Source organism: Symbiopectobacterium sp. (genome assembly GCF_047692315.1).
Lineage (GTDB): Bacteria > Pseudomonadota > Gammaproteobacteria > Enterobacterales > Enterobacteriaceae > Symbiopectobacterium.
Genome location: NZ_JBLLJS010000012.1, coordinates 217012 through 236213 on the forward strand (window position 1 = coordinate 217012; position 19202 = coordinate 236213).

The 19202-nt window shown below is 47.0% G+C and carries 13 protein-coding genes and 5 pseudogenes; 12 read left to right on the plus strand and 6 right to left on the minus strand.

The genetic code is table 11. From position 1 onward, the window contains the following. Window positions 1–373 precede the first annotated feature (373 nt). Window positions 374–1297 carry a kdo(2)-lipid IV(A) palmitoleoyltransferase gene (lpxP, locus tag ACMZI0_RS05350; protein WP_415672191.1) on the plus strand — a complete coding sequence of 308 codons (924 nt, stop codon included), beginning with the start codon at window positions 374–376 and terminating at the stop codon, window positions 1295–1297. Here lpxP and pelA read toward each other — a convergent pair. The 5 genes and pseudogenes from pelA to icd form a co-directional block, all read right to left on the minus strand. Beyond that, window positions 1257–2585 (minus strand): annotated as a pseudogene (pelA, locus tag ACMZI0_RS05355) (pectate lyase). The gene lpxP and the pseudogene pelA sit on opposite strands and share 41 nt — an antisense overlap. A 446-nt stretch (window positions 2586–3031) precedes the next feature. Beyond that, complete coding sequence (locus tag ACMZI0_RS05360) at window positions 3032–4495, minus strand: SH3 domain-containing protein (RefSeq protein ID WP_415672192.1); 1464 nt, start codon at window positions 4493–4495, stop codon at window positions 3032–3034. 24 nt (window positions 4496–4519) lie between these two features. Next, window positions 4520–5315: pseudogene (locus ACMZI0_RS05365) on the minus strand (DUF1460 domain-containing protein). 354 nt (window positions 5316–5669) lie between these two features. Further along, window positions 5670–6698: pseudogene (locus ACMZI0_RS05370) on the minus strand (SDR family oxidoreductase); the annotation flags it as partial. Between the two features lie 143 nt (window positions 6699–6841). Continuing rightward, a complete protein-coding gene (gene icd, locus ACMZI0_RS05375; protein WP_415672193.1) occupies window positions 6842–8095 on the minus strand; it encodes an NADP-dependent isocitrate dehydrogenase in 1254 nt (417 codons plus the stop codon). Between the two features lie 131 nt (window positions 8096–8226). On the opposite strand from icd, the pseudogene rluE reads away from it, so the two are divergent. The 11 genes and pseudogenes from rluE (at window position 8227) to ACMZI0_RS05430 (ending at window position 17652) form a co-directional block, all read left to right on the plus strand. Beyond that, a pseudogene (gene rluE / locus ACMZI0_RS05380) lies at window positions 8227–8852 on the plus strand (23S rRNA pseudouridine(2457) synthase RluE). Beyond that, on the plus strand, window positions 8845–9309 hold the full coding sequence (locus tag ACMZI0_RS05385) for an NUDIX domain-containing protein (protein ID WP_415672194.1): 465 nt from the start codon (window positions 8845–8847) through the stop codon (window positions 9307–9309). Before rluE ends, ACMZI0_RS05385 begins: the two are co-directional and overlap by 8 nt. Window positions 9310–9415: 106 nt before the next feature. Then, window positions 9416–10534: a tRNA 2-thiouridine(34) synthase MnmA gene (mnmA, locus tag ACMZI0_RS05390; RefSeq protein ID WP_415672195.1), complete on the plus strand. Its 1119-nt coding sequence runs from the start codon at window positions 9416–9418 to the stop codon at window positions 10532–10534. After that, a complete protein-coding gene (gene hflD, locus ACMZI0_RS05395; protein ID WP_415672196.1) occupies window positions 10527–11153 on the plus strand; it encodes a high frequency lysogenization protein HflD in 627 nt (208 codons plus the stop codon). Before mnmA ends, hflD begins: the two co-directional genes overlap by 8 nt. 150 nt (window positions 11154–11303) lie before the next feature. Further along, window positions 11304–12674, plus strand: a complete 1371-nt coding sequence (purB, locus tag ACMZI0_RS05400) for an adenylosuccinate lyase (protein WP_415672197.1) — start codon at window positions 11304–11306, stop codon at window positions 12672–12674. 217 nt (window positions 12675–12891) lie between these two features. Continuing rightward, window positions 12892–13572 carry a two-component system response regulator PhoP gene (phoP, locus tag ACMZI0_RS05405; RefSeq protein ID WP_195313029.1) on the plus strand — a complete coding sequence of 227 codons (681 nt, stop codon included), beginning with the start codon at window positions 12892–12894 and terminating at the stop codon, window positions 13570–13572. Between the two features lie 2 nt (window positions 13573–13574). Beyond that, a complete protein-coding gene (gene phoQ / locus ACMZI0_RS05410; protein ID WP_415672198.1) occupies window positions 13575–15026 on the plus strand; it encodes a two-component system sensor histidine kinase PhoQ in 1452 nt (483 codons plus the stop codon). A 98-nt stretch (window positions 15027–15124) separates the two neighbouring features. Further along, window positions 15125–16246, plus strand: a complete 1122-nt coding sequence (locus tag ACMZI0_RS05415; protein ID WP_415672199.1) for a JmjC domain-containing protein — start codon at window positions 15125–15127, stop codon at window positions 16244–16246. A gap of 416 nt (window positions 16247–16662) precedes the next feature. Beyond that, complete coding sequence (locus ACMZI0_RS05420) at window positions 16663–17013, plus strand: hypothetical protein (RefSeq protein WP_415672200.1); 351 nt, start codon at window positions 16663–16665, stop codon at window positions 17011–17013. After that, window positions 16998–17276, plus strand: coding sequence for a pentapeptide repeat-containing protein (locus tag ACMZI0_RS05425; RefSeq protein ID WP_415672201.1), 279 nt, complete (start codon window positions 16998–17000; stop codon window positions 17274–17276). Before ACMZI0_RS05420 ends, ACMZI0_RS05425 begins: the two co-directional genes overlap by 16 nt. A gap of 25 nt (window positions 17277–17301) precedes the next feature. Further along, window positions 17302–17652, plus strand: coding sequence for a hypothetical protein (locus ACMZI0_RS05430; RefSeq protein WP_415672202.1), 351 nt, complete (start codon window positions 17302–17304; stop codon window positions 17650–17652). A gap of 266 nt (window positions 17653–17918) precedes the next feature. Here the strand turns inward: ACMZI0_RS05430 and pepT are convergent. Beyond that, window positions 17919–19149 (minus strand): annotated as a pseudogene (gene pepT, locus ACMZI0_RS05435) (peptidase T). Between the last annotated feature and the right edge of the window lie 53 nt (window positions 19150–19202).

Below are 19202 nucleotides of genomic sequence, written 5' to 3' on the forward strand. Positions count from 1 at the left end.
AGATCAAATTTTATAGCGCTTTGCTCCGTATGTGCTCCATATGACTGTAACCCCTTCACACGATTACGCTACCCCACCTCGCACGGTTCAACATCAATAAAATCAGAGCGCCATCGAATGGATACGTAAAGAAAGTGCAATTTGGCGTAACAATGATGGAAATCACTGGATAAGCAGAAGACCTTACCTCTATCATAGCGGACGTAAATGAGGAGTGCGCCGTTTCCTGATACCATCAGGTCAGATTGCTTGCTGGAGAGAGGACATCCCCCCCCCCAGGTATCGGGGTTTTCGTCCCAGTGTGCCGCTTACAGAAAGTCTGTTTCTTTATGCGATACATCCCCTTTTTTTGTACAGCGCATATAGGAACATCATGAGTTCGACCGTTCGTTTTTGCCCTGCCCTTTTTCATCCTCGCTACTGGCTGACCTGGTTTGGCGTTACCGTGCTTTTCCTTTTGGTCCAGTTCCCCTACCCCGTACTTATTCGTCTGGGTGCATTCTGTGGCAGGTTATCACGTCCATTTCTCAAACGCCGTGAAACCATTGCCCGTAGAAACCTTAAACTCTGCTTCCCCACATTAAATGATGAAGAGCAAGAAAGACTTATTGCTGGTAACTTTTCGTCGTTGGGGATGGCACTGGTTGAAACAGGGATCGCCTGGTTTTGGTCCGACGAGCGTATTCGTAAACTGTTTGACGTACAGGGTTTGCACAACCTCCAGCATGCGCAAAAAAATAAACGTGGTGTGATGGTGGTTGGCGTACATTTTATGTCGTTAGAACTCGGTGGACGAGCGATGGGTCAGTGCCAACCCATGATGGCGATGTATCGCCCACACAATAATCGCCTGCTGGAGTGGGTACAAACCAAAGGCAGAATGCGTTCCAACAAAACGATGATCGACCGCCGAAACCTGAAAGCCATGGTCGCAGCATTACGCCAAGGGGAAGCAGTCTGGTTTGCTCCCGATCAGGATTATGGCCCTAAAGGCAGTACCTTTGCCCCCTTCTTTGCCGTCAGCGATGTTGCAACGACCAATGGTACTTACGTGCTTTCCCGTTTATCCGGTGCGGCAATGCTGACCATTACACTAATCAGAAAACCAGACTGCACTGGCTATACCTTAATCATCGAGCCTGAGTTGATGGATTACCCGAAGGATAGCGAATCTGCAGCGGCGACTTACATCAACAAGGTCATTGAGCGCGAAATATTGCGTGCTCCTGAGCAGTATCTTTGGGTTCATCGACGTTTTAAAACGCGACCTCAAGGCGAAAAATCGCTGTATATATAATTATATGGCCAGGGAAACGAGGAGAAAACGAATAAGTAAAGTCACAATGATAATGATTGTTGTGGCTATCGTAGTAAGTGCTGGCAGCTATCTGGGGTGGTGGTAAGCGAGAGAGATATAGACTGATCACAGCAAACCAGGCATTAATGACTGGCAGCCCTGCGCTTACCGCAGGGCCGATGTTGATATCAATTAATTCCGTGCTTCTTCTTCCATACCAGCCATACCCAGTTCTGCGTTCCCGCGCTATGTCACTGTAGTTATACCCGCGTTTTCCGTCACGATTGGCGAAGATGGCAGAATTGTCTTTAATGTCGTAGAAGCGCGCCCAGATACGTGGAGCCTTCTCATCTTTTTCGATTCTTCAGTCCCAATTCGTTGAGTGATAAGCATACTTTTCTTCTGGCGCGTCAAATTTCACCACTTTAAATCCTGTGAACGCTGAACGAATCAACCATTCAGAGGCCGCATTAACCGCCTCTTTTATTTCCGGCGATGGCTTATCTATCGACGTCAGATAATTCAGTACACCCACTGTTTCTTGAGACAAAATGCCTGGCAGTTCAAATGCACGCCCGCCTAGCGGTTGCAGTGTTTCAGGATCATACTGCCCAGCCCAACCGGCCTTAACGCCATTTTGAACGATTTGTAGCGTTAAAATACACGCGTCACCGTTTTTCAGCGCAACTTGCACCTTATCTAACAGTTTCTCATCAACAAAACTGTAGGTGCTTCGATCTTCCACGATATCTCTGAATAAACGCAGTATACCGGACGTGACATCATCAGCATGTGTAATCGCGCGCTGGTAATCAGTATTTTCCGTCTCGGTTGAGGATTTTGGTGGAATGGTATGCGGCCAGCCACCGCACACATTATATTGCTGGTTCAATGTATACTTTATCCCATGCAGTGCCGCATCGCGATAACGTACATCTGGCACTTGTTTATATACCTGAGCAAGATACTCGATTTGAGAATAGGTATTCCTGTTATCGAATGAAACCCTTATATTGGCTTTTTCTTTAATAAAACTGTCCTTTTCTGGCACAGAAAGCACGCGTAGTGGGTCTTGGCTCTCAATCCAACCGCCGACATTCTTTTGATACATTAGAATATTTTCAGAAATACCCTTAATGTCATCGATAGGAAGGCGATTATATTCTTTTCCGTTTTTATTCTGATAGTGATGAATTGCATCAGCAAAGCCATCAATGCTTACTGATGCCCCGGTATACAAAGGTACCATCGAGAGAATGGTGATGAGAGATATTGAATATTTTTTCATAAAATAAAACCACTTTTTTGTTTTTAATAGAATACAGTTCCAACAAGTACTCGAGCGTGATAAGCGTGATAAGCGTGATAAGCGTGATAACAATCACAACAAAATTCATTTTCACCGAAAAATAATAGGCTTCAAACTAGCAGCATCAGCGATACTTCACCAAAAAATAAGATTATTCCTCTTTTTTATTTATTACATGAAAATAATAAAAATGGTTTTATGCAACACGCTGTTATGAGGATCATTACGCTCCTACAATACAACGAGCTGACTCCTTGATGAGAACAAAGCAGAAAAGGGCTGCATGGTGTCATGCTGTTACAAAAACGACCAATGCAGAGTCACCGCAGAACACGAAGAGTGAAAACAATCGCAATATTGACGTTTACGCTTAATGTCCTTCAATCCAAAGATGAAGGACAGGATAATAATTGGCAATAAATCAGTTACTCAATAAAACCGAGCTTAAACTGAGCCTTATCAACCAGCGACGTTAACCCTATGTTCTCTGGATAAGTGGGAAGCAAAGGGAAAAAGACAGAACCACCAATAATACTCCGGCTTTTAACGCCTTCAGGACGCAATCCCCAGATATTCTGGTACGTCATGGGAATATACTGACCGTTGATCACTGCGCTACCGATATACAGCATGATATGCCCCGGAATGTAAACCAATGTGGTGAACGCCTTACCGTGCGCATTGAGGTAACTTATTCGCACGCTGACATTTTCTTTACTGAGATCCACAACCCTGGATGTCGCCTGTATTTGGTCTGCTGAATTCCTGGGAAGGAATATACCAAAAGGCATCAGCAGACTGTGTAGTTCAGCAGAGCAGTCATTATAGAAGTTATAATTTCCCCAACCATAGGGCCTGCCGCTCATCGATTTCATCACTGTCGCAATATTGACAGGCGTCAATTCCCATGGCATGGCAACAAACTCATCGTCCTTCAGTCTGACCCAGAGAATTTTCGCATTACCATCACCGTTATCTACAGGCACAGCCACCAGAAAAAGACCGGGCTGCTTATTCTTGAAGGGTAAAACTGTTCCGGGTCTTGCCGTAAAATAATATTGGCCATGCTCATGGACAGAAATCTGTTCCTTAATAAAGGCTCCAAGATTTTTTCTGGCCAGTGATACCCATTTCGTTACAAATTTCTGATCCACCTTGACGATATCTTCGCTGTGGACCCATCCAATTACCGTGGGGGACACGACGTACTTCCAGCGTTTATCGCGGCTATCCGCAAGCACGTATATTGGGGTACCAGCACGAAGAGAGGAAATCTGAAAATTATCAAAGGGATATCCCTGCCCCGCTTGACGAGGATCGTCATAAGCAGGATCTGCCGTCGGAAGCCCCCTTACCAGCGTTTCCCTGATGACAATATTTCGACCAGAGGAGTGATAAACATCATCAATAGCGGTACCTGCATTATTCCTCACATTTTCCTTCCAGTGGAATGAATGAGCTCTGAAGTTTTCCCCCCAGGAAACACGGTCTTTATCAAGGAATCTGTTAAAGTTGGTAGTTCGGACGTTTTCAGCCTCTTTACTCAGGATTGATGTAATGTAGTAGGGATTCCAAGGTGACCGATCCTCAGGCCCGAGACCAAACAAGTGGGATTTAAGGGCAGAAAAATACCTTTGCTGTGTGGCGGCATCGATAACGGGGACATGCGCACTATCCGAACCAGGAGGAAGCCATTTATCGACCGACTGTGAATAGTTCTCCATCGAGAAAAGGGATTTGGTTGGATCAATATAATTCGATGTCGCAGAACCAGGAGAAATCAAGTCATTTACGTCTGGTTTGGATGGAGCGGTATGGCATGCTGAGAGCAGCAGCGGAAGAATCAAGCAAAAGGGCTTTATTTTGTCTGGCGTCTGAGTTTTTTTCATACGAACTCTCCGGTCACTCACCTGTCAGTCAGCTCGCAGCACAACGATGCCTGGCTTTGAATGCATGTATTCCATAAATTGCGAGTCCACCACTTTTCTGTTTGATGCCAGCGAGGACGCATTTCGAAACCACACCTGCCCATTATGCCGAACGACAATGCCAACATGTGAGACATCCAGACCTTCAAGCGGAGAGTAAACGCCGACATAATCTCCTGTCTTGAGACGACTTAGCACCTGTTCATTAATCGCTTTCCCCGGGATGTAATCTATTTTGCGTGGATGAATCCCCAGCCCCGGCACATATTCTCCGCCATCAGGCCTGCGGTTAAGTTGCTTTTCAGCAATCACATAGTCGGAGCTAATGTCCGGCGTAACGTCACGAGCATTGCGCGGTGCGGCGGCAAACCAGTCCGAGAAGAAGTGTCTTCGGTTGAGGTAGCCAACTTTGCCGCCGACATAACGCGTACTGACGAGATTGTGTAGAAACGTTTTCTGATCACGACTCCGGAACGTAATCAGCCAGAGTGAAACAGTCTACACCGTTAAAGTCAGCGACAAGGGCTTCAGGAACGTCAGCCCCACCGATGAGTGTTCCTGCTTTGTAGGGAGTTCCGAGAAAAGTCGACGATACTCGGCTGATAATTTCACCGTGGTTTTCCCCGGCAGATGGGATGACTTCCGACCGGACAATGCAGTTTACTTTTCCCGCCGTGACGCTGTCCATGATTGTTTGATAACTTTCTGCAGCAGGCGAGGCGCATGCCGTTAGGTACACCGACATAATCACAACTGCACATGCTTTTATCTTCATCATCATCTCCGTGTAAAAGTGTGGCCCCCCTTCTTTTACCGAAGATGGATATTGTGGCTATCAAAAAACGAGATTGGTTGATTTTTTTGTTAAAGAAACTGCGCAATGATGTTGCCATGCGTGAGGTTCATCACATGAAAATATTTGCTGCCGCGCTTTAGCGCCAATATAAGCCCAGTTATCCCGTTGCAAAGCATCCCTGCGATGCTGAACAGGAAGAAGTAATGACGCAAACAGATAACCACTGAGACACTTCAACGTTCTTCTTAAAACTAAAGCAGCAAGTTGGAGGCATCACTGCCTCCCCTTGACCCTGCTATTTTTAGCGTGACATAAAAAGCCATGTATAATTATTGGATTTTATTTGAAATCAACCATCATCTGTTGAGGTATGGATAAATGGCGAGTGCTGTTTACACATAATTCAATATAATCAGTGAATCTCGGTGGCTTTGGCATCCCAAAATTTAATAGCTTATGATTTTCAAATCGGACATTTAATTCTGCAAATTGTCCATATAAATACATTGCTTTAAGCATAATGCGCTCATTGCATGGACCAAAGATTTTTTTCAAGTCTCGCCGCATGTTCAGCAAAACATCGTAACTCACTTTTGCATATTTATCCCCGACCGGTTTTCGGCTCATTGCATGAGCGATTGCATTATCAATCTCCATGAACTGTACACAACTTGCCTCCCCTGCAGATATATGGACCACCTCTCCGTTGGGCAGATTACGGTTAAGAAGCATAATTATCGCTTCAGCATAATAATCCACAGGAATAACATCAATACGATCTTTCATCGAGCACATGAATTTCTGTAACATTAATCCCATGTTGAAAACCCAAAAGATGCTACTGGACGGTTTACAGCCATGTTTAGTGTGTCCAACCACTATCGATGGACGAGCGAATAAAAGAGGCATTTGTGGGCAGTGCTTACGCATGAGTTTTTCAATAGTCAACTTCGAGTGAGTGTATTCGACGAAGTGATTGTTCTTTTCGATCAAAGGACTATCTTCAGAAACCAGAGTGTTTGGCTCTGGAGTGCAGGACATCGCTGTACCTACATGCAAAAAACGCTGTAATCCCTTAACATTAGCCATTCTTTGAGCTAAGGCCAGAGTGCCATCAACGTTAACTTTCCAAATCATAGGATTATTGCCAAAGGACGCTATGGCTGCACAGTTAATCACATGCGTTACATTGTCTAGCCGAGAATCTTCCAAATATGAATCTGGATTACCAAGATCTCCCAACAATATATTATCCTGCGTCACTCTTGATAATTTGTCTTCACTGACATTAAACTTACGCATATTCTCATGAACGCGTTTTACTGCATCAACATAAGAACTGGCACGGACAAGCAAAATGACAGACAAATACAACGATGATCACGGTAAGGACTGGGTGGTTATCGGCAATAAAACGGCCTAATTTATGAACAGTTTTGGGGAGAGTTTTTCGGCACAAAAAAGAAGGGGCCAAATCTGGCCCCTATTGTTAATCCACACTTAACAGCGGATTACATATTATCGATGATGTCCTGAGCAAACTCACTACATTTCCGCAGTTTAGCACCTTCCAACTGACGTTCGAAATCGTAGGTCACGGTCTTGTTCTTGATCGCGCCTTCCATACCCTTAACAATCAGGTCGGCCGCTTCGAACCAGTGCATGTGGCGCAGCATCATTTCAGCGGAAAGAATGACTGAACCGGGGTTTACTTTATCCTGACCGGCATATTTTGGTGCTGTGCCGTGCGTCGCTTCAAACAGCGTGCATTCATCACCAATGTTGGCACCAGGGGCGATACCGATACCACCCACTTGAGTGGCCAGCGCATCGGAAATGTAATCACCGTTCAGGTTCATACAGGCAATGACGTCATACTCCGCCGGACGCAGCAGGATTTGTTGCAGGAATGCATCAGCAATCACATCTTTGATGATGATCTCTTTGCCGCTGTTCAGGTTCTTGATTTTTACCCACGGTCCGCCATCAATCAGTTCACCACCAAACTCGTCACGTGCCAACTGGTAGCCCCAGTCTTTAAACGCGCCTTCGGTAAATTTCATGATGTTGCCTTTGTGCACCAGCGTTACCGATTCACGATCGTTAACGATGGCATACTCAATGGCTGCACGAACCAGACGCTTAGTCCCTTCTTCAGAGCAAGGCTTGATACCAATACCGCACTGCTGCGGGAAGCGAATCTTGCTGACGCCCATCTCTTCACGCAGGAATTTGATCACTTTGTCCGCTTCTGGCGTACCGGCTTTCCATTCGATACCCGCATAGATATCTTCAGAGTTCTCGCGGAAGATCATCATGTCGGTCAGCTCAGGCTGTTTAACCGGGCTCGGCGTACCTTCATAATAACGTACCGGACGCAGGCAGATGTAAAGATCGAGTTGTTGACGCAGAGCAACGTTCAGGGAACGAATACCACCGCCGACCGGCGTGGTTAATGGGCCTTTGATGGCAACACGATAATCACGGATCAGGTCCAGCGTTTCTTCCGGCAACCAGACATCTTTACCATACACCTGCGTGGATTTTTCACCGGTGTAGATTTCCATCCAGGAAATGGCGCGTTTGCCGTCATAAGCCTTTTTCACTGCGGCATTAACAACATTGATCATCGCAGGAGTCACATCCACGCCGATACCTTCGCCTTCGATAAAGGGGATGATCGGATTATTAGGAACGTTCAGCTTACCTTGGGCATCAACAGTGATTTTTTGTCCGTCTGTTGGTACAACTACTTTGCTTTCCATTAACCTCTCCTTCGAGCGCAATTTTGTTAATGATTTGTAAGATGCGCGTCAATACTACTTGAATATTTTGCCCGCGCCAATCGCAAACCATTTCGAGTATAATACCTTCGTGACTCACGGCTATAAATATGATGAATAAATTCTCGGTTAAAAATCACAACCTTAAGCGATTCAGCTCGCAAACTTCACGTAAACGAGCAGTTTCTGCCACGCCTCGCCGCATCGTTCTGTTCAACAAGCCTTATGACGTGCCTCCCCAATTTACCGATGAAGCGGGTCGCGCCACCCTGAAAGACTATATCCCTTTTCCTGATATCTATGCTGCAGGGCGGTTGGATCGTGATAGCGAGGGTCTAATGATTCTCACTAATGACGGAAAACTACAAGCCCGACTCACTCAACCGGGAAAAAAACCGCAAAAATCTATTATGTTCAGGTAGAAGGCACCCCGACAGAGGCAGATTTGCAGCAATTTCGCCACGGTTTACAGTTGAAAGATGGCATGACGTTGCCAGCAGGCGCAGAAATCGTTGCGCCACCCGAGTGGCTATGGGCTCGCGTGCCGCCGATTCGTGAAAGAAAAACCGTTTCAGATAGTTGGCTAAAAATCACGCTACATGAAGGGCGAAACCGTCAGGTTCGTCGCATGACGGCCCACATAGGCTACCCAACGCTACGCCTGATACGTTACGGTATGGCCAATCAAACACTGGACAATTTACAGCCCGGCGCCTGGAGAGAGATTATCGATGTTTAAACCGCATGTTACCGTCGCCTGTGTGGTGCAGGCTGAAAATCATTTTTTAATTGTTGAAGAAGAGATCCGCGGTAAAGCTACCTGGAACCAACCCGCAGTGCACCTTGAAGCCAATGAAACGCTGATCCAGGCGGCAAGGCGCGAACTGTGGGAAGAAACCGGCCTTAGCGCTGCACCGCAAACTTTTCTGCGTCTTCACCAATGGATTGCCCCCGATCAAACGCCTTTTCTGCGTTTTTGCTTTGCCATTGACTTACCCACCAGGCTGCCCCCCCCGCATGACAGTGATATTAGTGGCTGTCATTGGCTCACCGCCGAGGAAATTTTACATTCAACGCAGTTGCGATTGCCGCTGGTGGCGGAAAGTATTCGCTGCTATCTGATGCCAGAACGCTACCCGTTGAGCCTGTTGGGTGCCTTTAACTGGCCGTTCGAAATTCCCATTGCGCAGGATTAGCCATGCCCCCCCGGCAACATCATGATAAAATACGCCGCTTGTTTTTCATGCTGACGCGTTGATGCCCTTTGAGCAGCGCGGCAGCACTTCAGTTCGTGAGACGCCCATGTCAGATAACAGCCAGAAAAAAATCATTGTCGGGATGTCCGGCGGTGTCGATTCTTCCGTTTCCGCTTACCTGTTACAACAACAGGGCTATCAGGTTGAAGGCCTGTTCATGAAGAACTGGGAGGAAGATGACGACACGGAATATTGTTCAGCCGCGACCGATCTCGCCGATGCACAAGCCGTATGTGACAAATTGGGTATTGTGCTGCATACCGTCAATTTCGCTGCGGAATATTGGGATAATGTGTTCGAGCACTTTCTGGCGGAATACCGTGCCGGCCGCACGCCAAATCCCGATATCTTGTGTAACAAAGAGATAAAATTCAAAGCATTCCTGGAATTTGCCGCCGAAGATTTAGGGGCAGATTATATCGCCACCGGTCACTATGTTCGCCGTCACGACAGCGGTTGTGCAACACGCTTGCTGCGCGGGAAGGACGGTAACAAAGATCAAAGCTATTTCCTTTACACGCTGAGCCACCAGCAAATTGCCCAGAGCCTGTTTCCGGTGGGCGAACTGGAAAAACCCGAAGTGCGCCGTATTGCCGAACGTCTTGGGCTCGCTACTGCGCAGAAGAAAGACTCCATCGGAATCTGTTTTATCGGTGAACGCAAATTCCGAGATTTTCTGGCACGCTACTTATCCGCGCAACCGGGGCCAATTCTGTCTGTTGATGATGGTAAGCCAATGGGACAGCACCAAGGATTGATGTACCATACACTTGGTCAACGCAAGGGTCTGGGTATCGGCGGTGTCAAAGAGGGCGGCGAAGATCCCTGGTATGTGGTTGATAAAGACGTCACCAATAATATTCTGTATGTTGCCCAAGGGCATAATCACCCACGCCTGATGTCTCAGGGTCTCATCGCGCAGCAGTTGCATTGGGTCGATCGCCAACCGCACCTTGAGCCTTTCCGTTGCGTAGTGAAAACGCGTTATCGTCAGGAAGATATTCCTTGCACGGTAACACCGTTGGATCGCGAACGTATCAGCGTTCGTTTTGATGTGCCGGTTGCAGCCGTAACGCCGGGGCAGTCCGCGGTGTTTTATCAGGGAGAGGTTTGCCTTGGCGGCGGCATCATTAGAAGAACGAGTTCAGGAGTAGCCTGTGGCTAAAAATTATCAGGACATCACGCTGGCTCTGGCGGGTGTTTGCCAATCCGCCCATCTGGTGCAACAGTTGGCGCACCACGGACACTGCGACAATGACGTTCTGCAAACCTCACTTAACAGTCTGTTGGATATGAATCCGGGCTCTACAGTGGCAGTGTTTGGCGGGGATGAGCGTAACGTAAAAGTCGGTTTGGAAACACTGCTGGGGATTTTAAACAGCAGCACCAAGGGCGTAGGTGCAGAATTATCCCACTATGCGTTTAGCCTGATAGCTCTTGAACGTAAGCTAAGCGGTAATCGCGCGGCGCTTGACGAGCTGGGCAACCGTATTGGTCAACTCTCTCGTCAACTCGAACATTTCGATTTGATGTCAGAGACCATAATCAGCGCATTGGCTGGCATTTATGTCGATGTCATCAGCGCGTTAGGCCCGCGAATTCAGGTAACCGGCTCACCAGAAGTCCTGAAAAATGCACAGGTGCAAGCCAAAGTGCGCGCAGCGCTGTTAGCCGGTATCCGCGCGGCGGTGCTGTGGCAGCAGGTCGGCGGCGGACGTTTGCAACTGATGTTTTCTCGTGCACGTTTGGTCAAAGAAGCCAAACTGATGCTGGCCCGTTGCTGACCCATGAGCAGCCCATTGCAACACAGAGCGATGGCAATGCGGCTGTGCAATGCTGAATCACGACTTCCGAACGTTGTTAAATTTATCCGTTATTAAATTTATGCGTTGTTAAACCTATACTTTGATAAACACACCCAGGAGTTGCTTGCGATGGAATTATCCTCACTGACCGCCGTATCCCCGATTGATGGTCGTTACGGTGATAAAGTCAGCACATTGCGCGCTATTTTCAGCGAATTTGGCTTACTGAAATTTCGCGTGCAGGTTGAAGTCCGCTGGCTGCAAAAATTGGCAGCCTGTGCAGAAATCAAGGAAGTTCCTGCATTTGACGCCGACACAAACGCTTTCCTTGATAAGATTGTCGCAGAATTCAATGAAACTGATGCCGCACGCATTAAAACCATCGAACGCACGACCAACCACGATGTGAAGGCGGTAGAGTATTTTCTCAAAGAGAAAGTCGCGGCTGTGCCCAGCCTGCATGCGGTTAACGAGTTTATTCACTTTGCCTGCACGTCTGAAGATATCAACAATCTCTCTCATGCCCTAATGCTGGATTGCGCGCGTCGCGATGTGATTCTGCCGTTCTGGCGGCAAATCATTGATGCCATTAAAACATTGGCGCAGCAATATCGCGACATTCCCCTGCTCTGCCGCACCCACGGTCAACCCGCAACGCCTTCCACCATTGGCAAAGAGTTTGCTAATGTGGTTTACCGTATGGAGCGCCAATACCGCCAACTGCAACAGGTAGAAATTCTGGGTAAAATCAATGGCGCAGTGGGTAACTACAACGCTCATCTGTCGGCATACCCGGCTTTGGATTGGCACGCGTTCAGCGAAAGTTTCGTCACCTCTCTAGGTATCCAGTGGAACCCCTACACCACACAGATCGAGCCGCATGATTACGTCGCCGAGCTGTTTGACTGCGTGGCCCGTTTCAATACCATCCTGGTCGATTTCGATCGCGATATCTGGGGCTATATCGCGCTGAATCACTTTAAGCAGAAAACCATCGCCGGTGAAATTGGCTCCTCCACCATGCCGCACAAGGTGAACCCTATCGACTTCGAAAACTCCGAAGGCAATCTTGGACTGGCCAATGCCGTGTTGAGTCATTTGGCAACCAAGTTGCCGGTATCGCGCTGGCAGCGTGATTTAACCGACTCAACGGTATTGCGTAATCTGGGGGTTGGCATCGGCTATGCGTTGATCGCCTATCAAGCGACGCTTAAGGGCATCAGCAAACTGGAAGTAAATCGCGATCGCCTGCTGGATGAATTGGATCACAACTGGGAAGTGTTGGCAGAACCGATCCAAACGGTAATGCGCCGCTATGGTATCGAGAAACCCTACGAAAAACTAAAAGAACTGACGCGTGGCAAACGCGTTGATGGTGCAGGAATCCAAGCCTTTATTGACGGACTCGCACTGCCAGAAGAAGAAAAAACACGCCTAAAAGCGATGACACCGGCCAGATATATTGGCCACGCCGTCGCGCTGGTAGACAAGTTAAAGTAATCAGTACGCACGGGTGGTAACGCCACCCGTGCCATTTTTTGCGATTGATTATTAGTACACGTTAGGCTTTTTCTCTATTCCCTCTACGTTTGTTTACATTTAGTTTACTGCGATTGTGGATAATTCACATCGCCACCGCCAATGCTCAATTCTGCCTTTTTTGTTAGAATTAGGAGGCATAGCCCGGATCGTCTGTAGTTCAATGAAGGATAAAGTCATGCGCGTATTGGTTGTTGAAGATAATGTATTGCTGCGCCATCACCTCACCGTTCAGATGAAAGAAATGGGCCATCAGGTTGATGCAGCTGCCGATGCTAAAGAAGCAGATTATTTCCTGCATGAACATGCCCCTGACATCGCTATTCTGGACTTGGGATTACCTGTTGAAGATGGTATGACGCTGATTCGCCGTTGGCGCAATCAGCAAGTAAAACTGCCAATTTTGGTGCTGACGGCTCGAGAAAGCTGGCAGGATAAAGTTGCTGTGCTTGAAGCAGGTGCTGATGATTATGTAACCAAACCATTTCATCTTGAGGAAGTCGTTGCCCGAATGCAGGCACTAATGCGGCGCAATAGCGGCCTGGCATCCCAGCTTATCAGTTTGCCGCCGTTCGAAATTGATCTGTCGCGTCGTGAATTGATGGTCGCTGGCACGCCCATTAAACTCACGGCATTTGAATACACTATTATCGAGACGCTGATCCGTAACAACGGTAAAGTGGTCAGCAAAGAGTCACTGATGCTGCAACTCTATCCTGATGCGGAATTGCGCGAAAGCCACACCATTGATGTATTGATGGGCCGTCTGCGCAAGAAATTGCAACTGGTGTATGATGCTGACGTCATCACTACTGTACGAGGTCAAGGTTACCGTTTCGATTTGGTCGCCTCATCATAGCTATGCGTGCAAAAAGACTGCCCTTCTCTTTACGTGTTCGTTTTCTGCTTGCTGCTGTCGCTATTGTGCTGGCCCTGTCGCTGTCTTATGGGGCCGTAGCCATCATTGGCTATAGCGTAAGTTTCGATAAGACATCACTCCGTTTGCTACGCGGTGAAAGCAACCTGTTTTACCGCCTGGCAGAGTGGAAGAACAATCATCTTAGCGTAACCATGCTGTCTGACATGGATGTCATCTATCCCACTTTGGTACTGATTTACGATCAGAACGGCAAAATTCTTTGGCGCGAACGTGAAGTTCCTGAGCTGGAAGCCCTGATTAAGCCGGAATGGCTAGCGAAAACAGATTATCATGAACTCGACACCAATACCCAGACCAGCAGTGCCGTGCTAAAGAGCGATGCTCAGGTCCTCAGCAAATTGACCCATTTCAGCAGCAAGGTGGAAGAAACGCCCTTCACCCACTCCATCGCCGTCAATACCTATCCGGCGACAGAAAACCTGCCCGCGTTGACCATTGTGGTGATTGATAAAATTCCACAGGAATTGCAACAGGCAGATATGGTCTGGGAATGGTTTAGCTATGTTTTTATTGCCAACCTGTTATTAGTATTACCTTTACTTTGGCTCGCCGCCCATTGGAGCTTACATCCGATCAAAACGCTGGCGGAACAGGTAGCAGACTTGGAAAATGGTACCCGCGAACAGCTTGATGAAAATCCTCCACGCGAGCTATACAGTCTGGTACGCAACCTCAATATCCTGCTGAATAACGAGCGCAAGCGCTATCAAAAATATCGCACGGCCTTGACCGATTTAACACACAGCTTAAAAACACCGCTCGCCGTGTTGCAAACCACATTACGCGCGCTACGCACCGACAAAGAAGTGCACATCGAGCAGGCAGAACCCGTGATGCTCGCGCAGATCAGCCGTATTTCACAACAGATAGGTTACTACCTGCATCGCGCGAGTATGCGTTATGAACATAACCTGCTGCTGCGTGAGGTGCACTCCGTCCCGGCATTGCTCGATGGGCTTTGTTCCGCGCTTAATAAAGTGTATCAGCGTAAAGGCGTGGTCATCACGTTAGACATTTCCCCAGAATTGACCTTTGTTGGGGAGAAAAACGATTTTATGGAAGTGCTGGGTAACGTGCTTGATAACGCCTGCAAATACAGCCTTGAATTTGTCGAGGTCAGCGTACAATATTCGGACCATCGCCTGCATTTGCTGACCGATGATGACGGCCCAGGCATTCTGCGCAGCCAGCGAGAGTTGATTTTCCAGCGTGGTCAACGGGCTGATACGCTCCGTCCCGGTCAAGGTATTGGGTTGTCCGTGGCGCTTGATATTATCGAGCAATATGAGGGTGAGATCATCATTACCGACAGCGTTCTTGGCGGTGCCCGCGTTGAAACCATTTTTGGCCGCCAGCACCCACATCCTGATTAACCAACGTCTTATCGTGAATGAGACTCTTTCCTTGGCGCTGCAACTACTGCGCCGAAGTGGTTATACTCTTACTGCCCCCCTTTGTTGGAACACATGGTATGGATTATCAACTGAATCTCGATTGGCCATCCTTTATGGCGAATTACTGGCAAAAACGCCCTGTAGTGATCAAGCAGGGTTTTACTGATTTCATCGACCCCATATCACCAGACGAACTTGCCGGTCTGGCAATGGAAAACGAAGTTGACAGCCGTTTGGTCAGCCACGAAGAAGGACAGTGGCAAGTCAGCCATGGCCCTTTCGACAGCTACGACCATTTGGGGGAACATAACTGGTCTTTACTGGTGCAAGCGGTTGACCATTGGCATGATGCCTCAGCGGCATTGATGCGTCCCTTCCGCCATATCCCTGACTGGCGCACTGACGATTTGATGATCTCGTTCTCCGTTCCAGGCGGCGGTGTTGGACCCCATATCGACCAGTATGACGTATTCATCATTCAAGGTACGGGTCAACGCCGCTGGCGTGTCGGGGAGAAAATCCCGATGAAGCGGCACTGCCCTCATCCGGATCTACTACAGGTTGATCCGTTCGAACCGATTATTGATGAACTGATGTCTCCGGGTGACATTCTCTATATTCCCCCCGGCTTTCCCCATGAAGGTTATTCGCTGGAGAATGCGCTTAACTACTCGGTCGGTTTCCGTTCCCCGAACGGGCGTGAATTGGTCAGCGGTTTTGCTGATTATGTGCTGGCCCGCGAACTGGGGAGTTACCGCTACAGCGATCCCGATATTGCTGCACGCGAACACCCCGCTACTGTTTTGCCTAACGAGTTGGATGCATTGCAAAAAATGATGCTGGATCTGGTACAACAGCCGGAACATTTTCAGCGCTGGTTTGGGGAATTTATTTCGCAATCACGCCATGAGCTGGATATTGAGCCACCTGAACCTCCTTATCAGGCCGATGAGATTTATGAGCTACTTCAGCAAGGAGCAACGCTGCGCCGGTTAAACGGGCTGCGAGTGCTTTGCATTGGGGAGCACTGTTTTGTTAATGGTGAGTGCATTGATACACCGCACTATGATGCGGCATTAGTGCTGGCGGAACAATTGACAATAGAAGGCAGCATGTTGGGTGAAGCGCTGGAAGATCCTTCTTTCCTGGCTAAACTGGCTGTATTCATTAACAGTGGCTATTGGTATTTTATGGATTAACGCTGGATATTACCTGCGTACCGTTCATTTTTCTGAGCGGTACGCAAAAAATCATTTTATCGAAATAAAGCATAAAGCAATCATTTTATTTTCAACCCCCACATCAAGGTTTAATACTTCCGCAAAAAATTGATGAAAATGCGGTATTCCCCTTATTAATAACAGACCCAACATTCATACAATAAACCTATCATTTTTTAACGCAAGGGAATTATATGAATGTCTTTATATCAAACAGAGATCCTTATTCTGCATTTATTAACCATTATATTGATGAAAGCTGAGGGATTAAAAACAACGATGCGCTAACGCCTCAAGGCATAATCGAGCATATCTTTGATCACATTTCCTGTGGTTCAATTCGGCATCAATTAAAAGAGGGTTATGATGAGTTTAAAGAAACATTCACATTAAACATGCTTAAGGCAATCGATAAGAAAAATGAAAGCCCATCCTCATATAAAATACCAGAGTGTATTGAATTTTGGCATTTACAACACAAAATCATAATGACTAAAAATCACTTTGAAGCAGCCCTTATTGATACACATACCCGGATAGAAATTCAGTCGAGAAAAGAAGATGATGTAAGTTTTTATCTTAAAGATGAAATCCTCTCAAATTTCTATACTGCCAAGGTGCCCATCAATAGAGGGGTTTTATCTAAAGACAAGATCAAGTTCACGACAACCGGAGCGCTAGACTTACAGGAAACCAATTTTTATAAAAAGCTCTTTCCGGTATCAATTTATTGGGTGCTAACCTGAGAGGCGCAGATTTTTCACGAACTAACTTAACAAATGCGAAATTGGATTACGCCTGTGTAGACGATGCTGATTTTACAGGTGCTAATTTAGAATTCGTAGACAGGCAACATACCAATCTTTCTAAAGCAATAATGAATGGCGTTGCGCAAATGCAATCGAGCACCTCTTGTCCCATTATGTATTCCAGAAATGAAAAATACCGAGAGGAAACGATTTCTGAAATATGTAATTTAATCAAGAACAGCTATAAAAAGATAAGTTAAAAAAAGAGATGCCAAAAGTGATGGATTGTTTAGAACGACATCACACGTAGAAGAATTAAAATTTGCATCGCAAGCTTTCAATGACAAAATTCTTGATTTAAAAAAAACCCCTTTAAGCTGCTTAACCAAAATACTCAATAACGAATTTAATAAACTAATACCCATTGACGTTGCCTTAGCCGAAAAAATGATCGCTCAACCTGCGAACGCTGCTAAGTTGTTGCATCAAAAAATCAAGGAAATGCATCCTATAGAAGAGAAGTTGTTATCCAAATCATTAGAACTATACTCTGATGCCTATAAAAATGCAGAAGACGATGAAAATTCATCGTTTAACAAGAGAGTGGTTCTTTTCTCTCTGACTCACTTTTTTTAGAGCCTATTATGCTTAATAAATCGTTCAGCCCGACAGAGAGTAAAGAACTTACAGCGAAAATAGTCGTAATGCTAAAAGAGCTTCTTACTGCGTATTCATTCGACGGCGATATGGTCCATTTACACAAAACTCCGCGATCTGTCAGTTTTATTCGACAAATCTGGCCTCTCAATAAAAAATCTGATAAACAGTAAGTTAACGCTGGTCGTTTTCATCGACCAGCATCGAAACGCATTTCACATATTTTTAAAATTACGAACTTCGTTTTACTTCTTCGCCCGCAATGCGGTCAGTTCAGCAATACGCATAATCACCGACACCGCTTTTTCCATACCTTCCAGTGTGATGAATTCATGTTTGCCGTGGAAATTATAGCCGCCGGTAAACAAATTAGGACAAGGCAACCCCTGGAAAGAGAGATGCGCGCCATCCGTACCACCGCGGATTGGTTTCAGGCAAGGTTCAATATCACAATCACGCATCGCTTGCTGGGCCAGACTAATCACATGGGGGTGCTGCTCCACCTGTTCGCGCATGTTGTAATAGCTATCGGTGATGGTCACTTCGATATAGCAATCTGGCGGCAAGTCAAGACATATTTTTAAGAAATATCAAACAGTTACTTTTACATAGCTCAAAACCCTGCTTTTCAAAATCACGCACGATATAGTGCATTTCAGCCCGCTCAACCGTCCCTTTCATGCTATGCAGATGGTAGAAACCTTGGTAACCGTCAGTCTGCTCAGGCACTTCTTGCGCCGGAACTTCCTGATGGTAACGTGCAGCCAACGCCAATGCGTTAACCATCACCCCTTTGGCACTGCCAGGATGAACGTTATTACCGACAATCTTTATTCCGACGGAAGCTGTATTAAAGTTTTCAAACTCCAGCTCACCCACCCCGCCACCATCGACGGTATAAGCCCATTGCGCGCCAAAGGCGGCGACGTCAAAAAATTGCGCCCCTTTGCCAATTTCTTCATCGGGGGTAAATGCGATGCGCACCGTACCGTGTGGTGTTTGATGGTGTTTCAACCGCACCATCGCCGTAATAATTTCTGCAATTCCCGCTTTATCGTCTGCACCCAGCAGCGTTTTTCCGTCAGTGGTGATTAGGGTGTTACCCAGCAGTTGATGCAAAACAGGGAACATCACGGGCAACAGGATCTCATCCCCGATCCCAAGCGCAATATCACCACCGCGGTAATCTTCCAGAATCTGTGGATTGACGTTTTTCCCGCTGTAATCCGGCGAGGTATCCATATGAGAAATAAAGCCAATGGTGGGTACTTGCCACGCCACATTGGAAGCCAGCGTCGCCATTACGCAACCATGCTCGCTCACGCTAACCTGATCGAACCCGAGCGTTACCAGTTTCTGCTGCAAGGCGCGCGCCAACTTGAGTTGGCCCTCCGTACTCGGCACATGCCTTACGCCCGGTTTAGACTGAGTATCAAAGGTCACATAATTCAAAAAACGATCGAGTAATTTTTCCATATTCCTACCCCCTGAACCCTGATGGGTATTATGCGGATGGCTTTCCTGGCAAA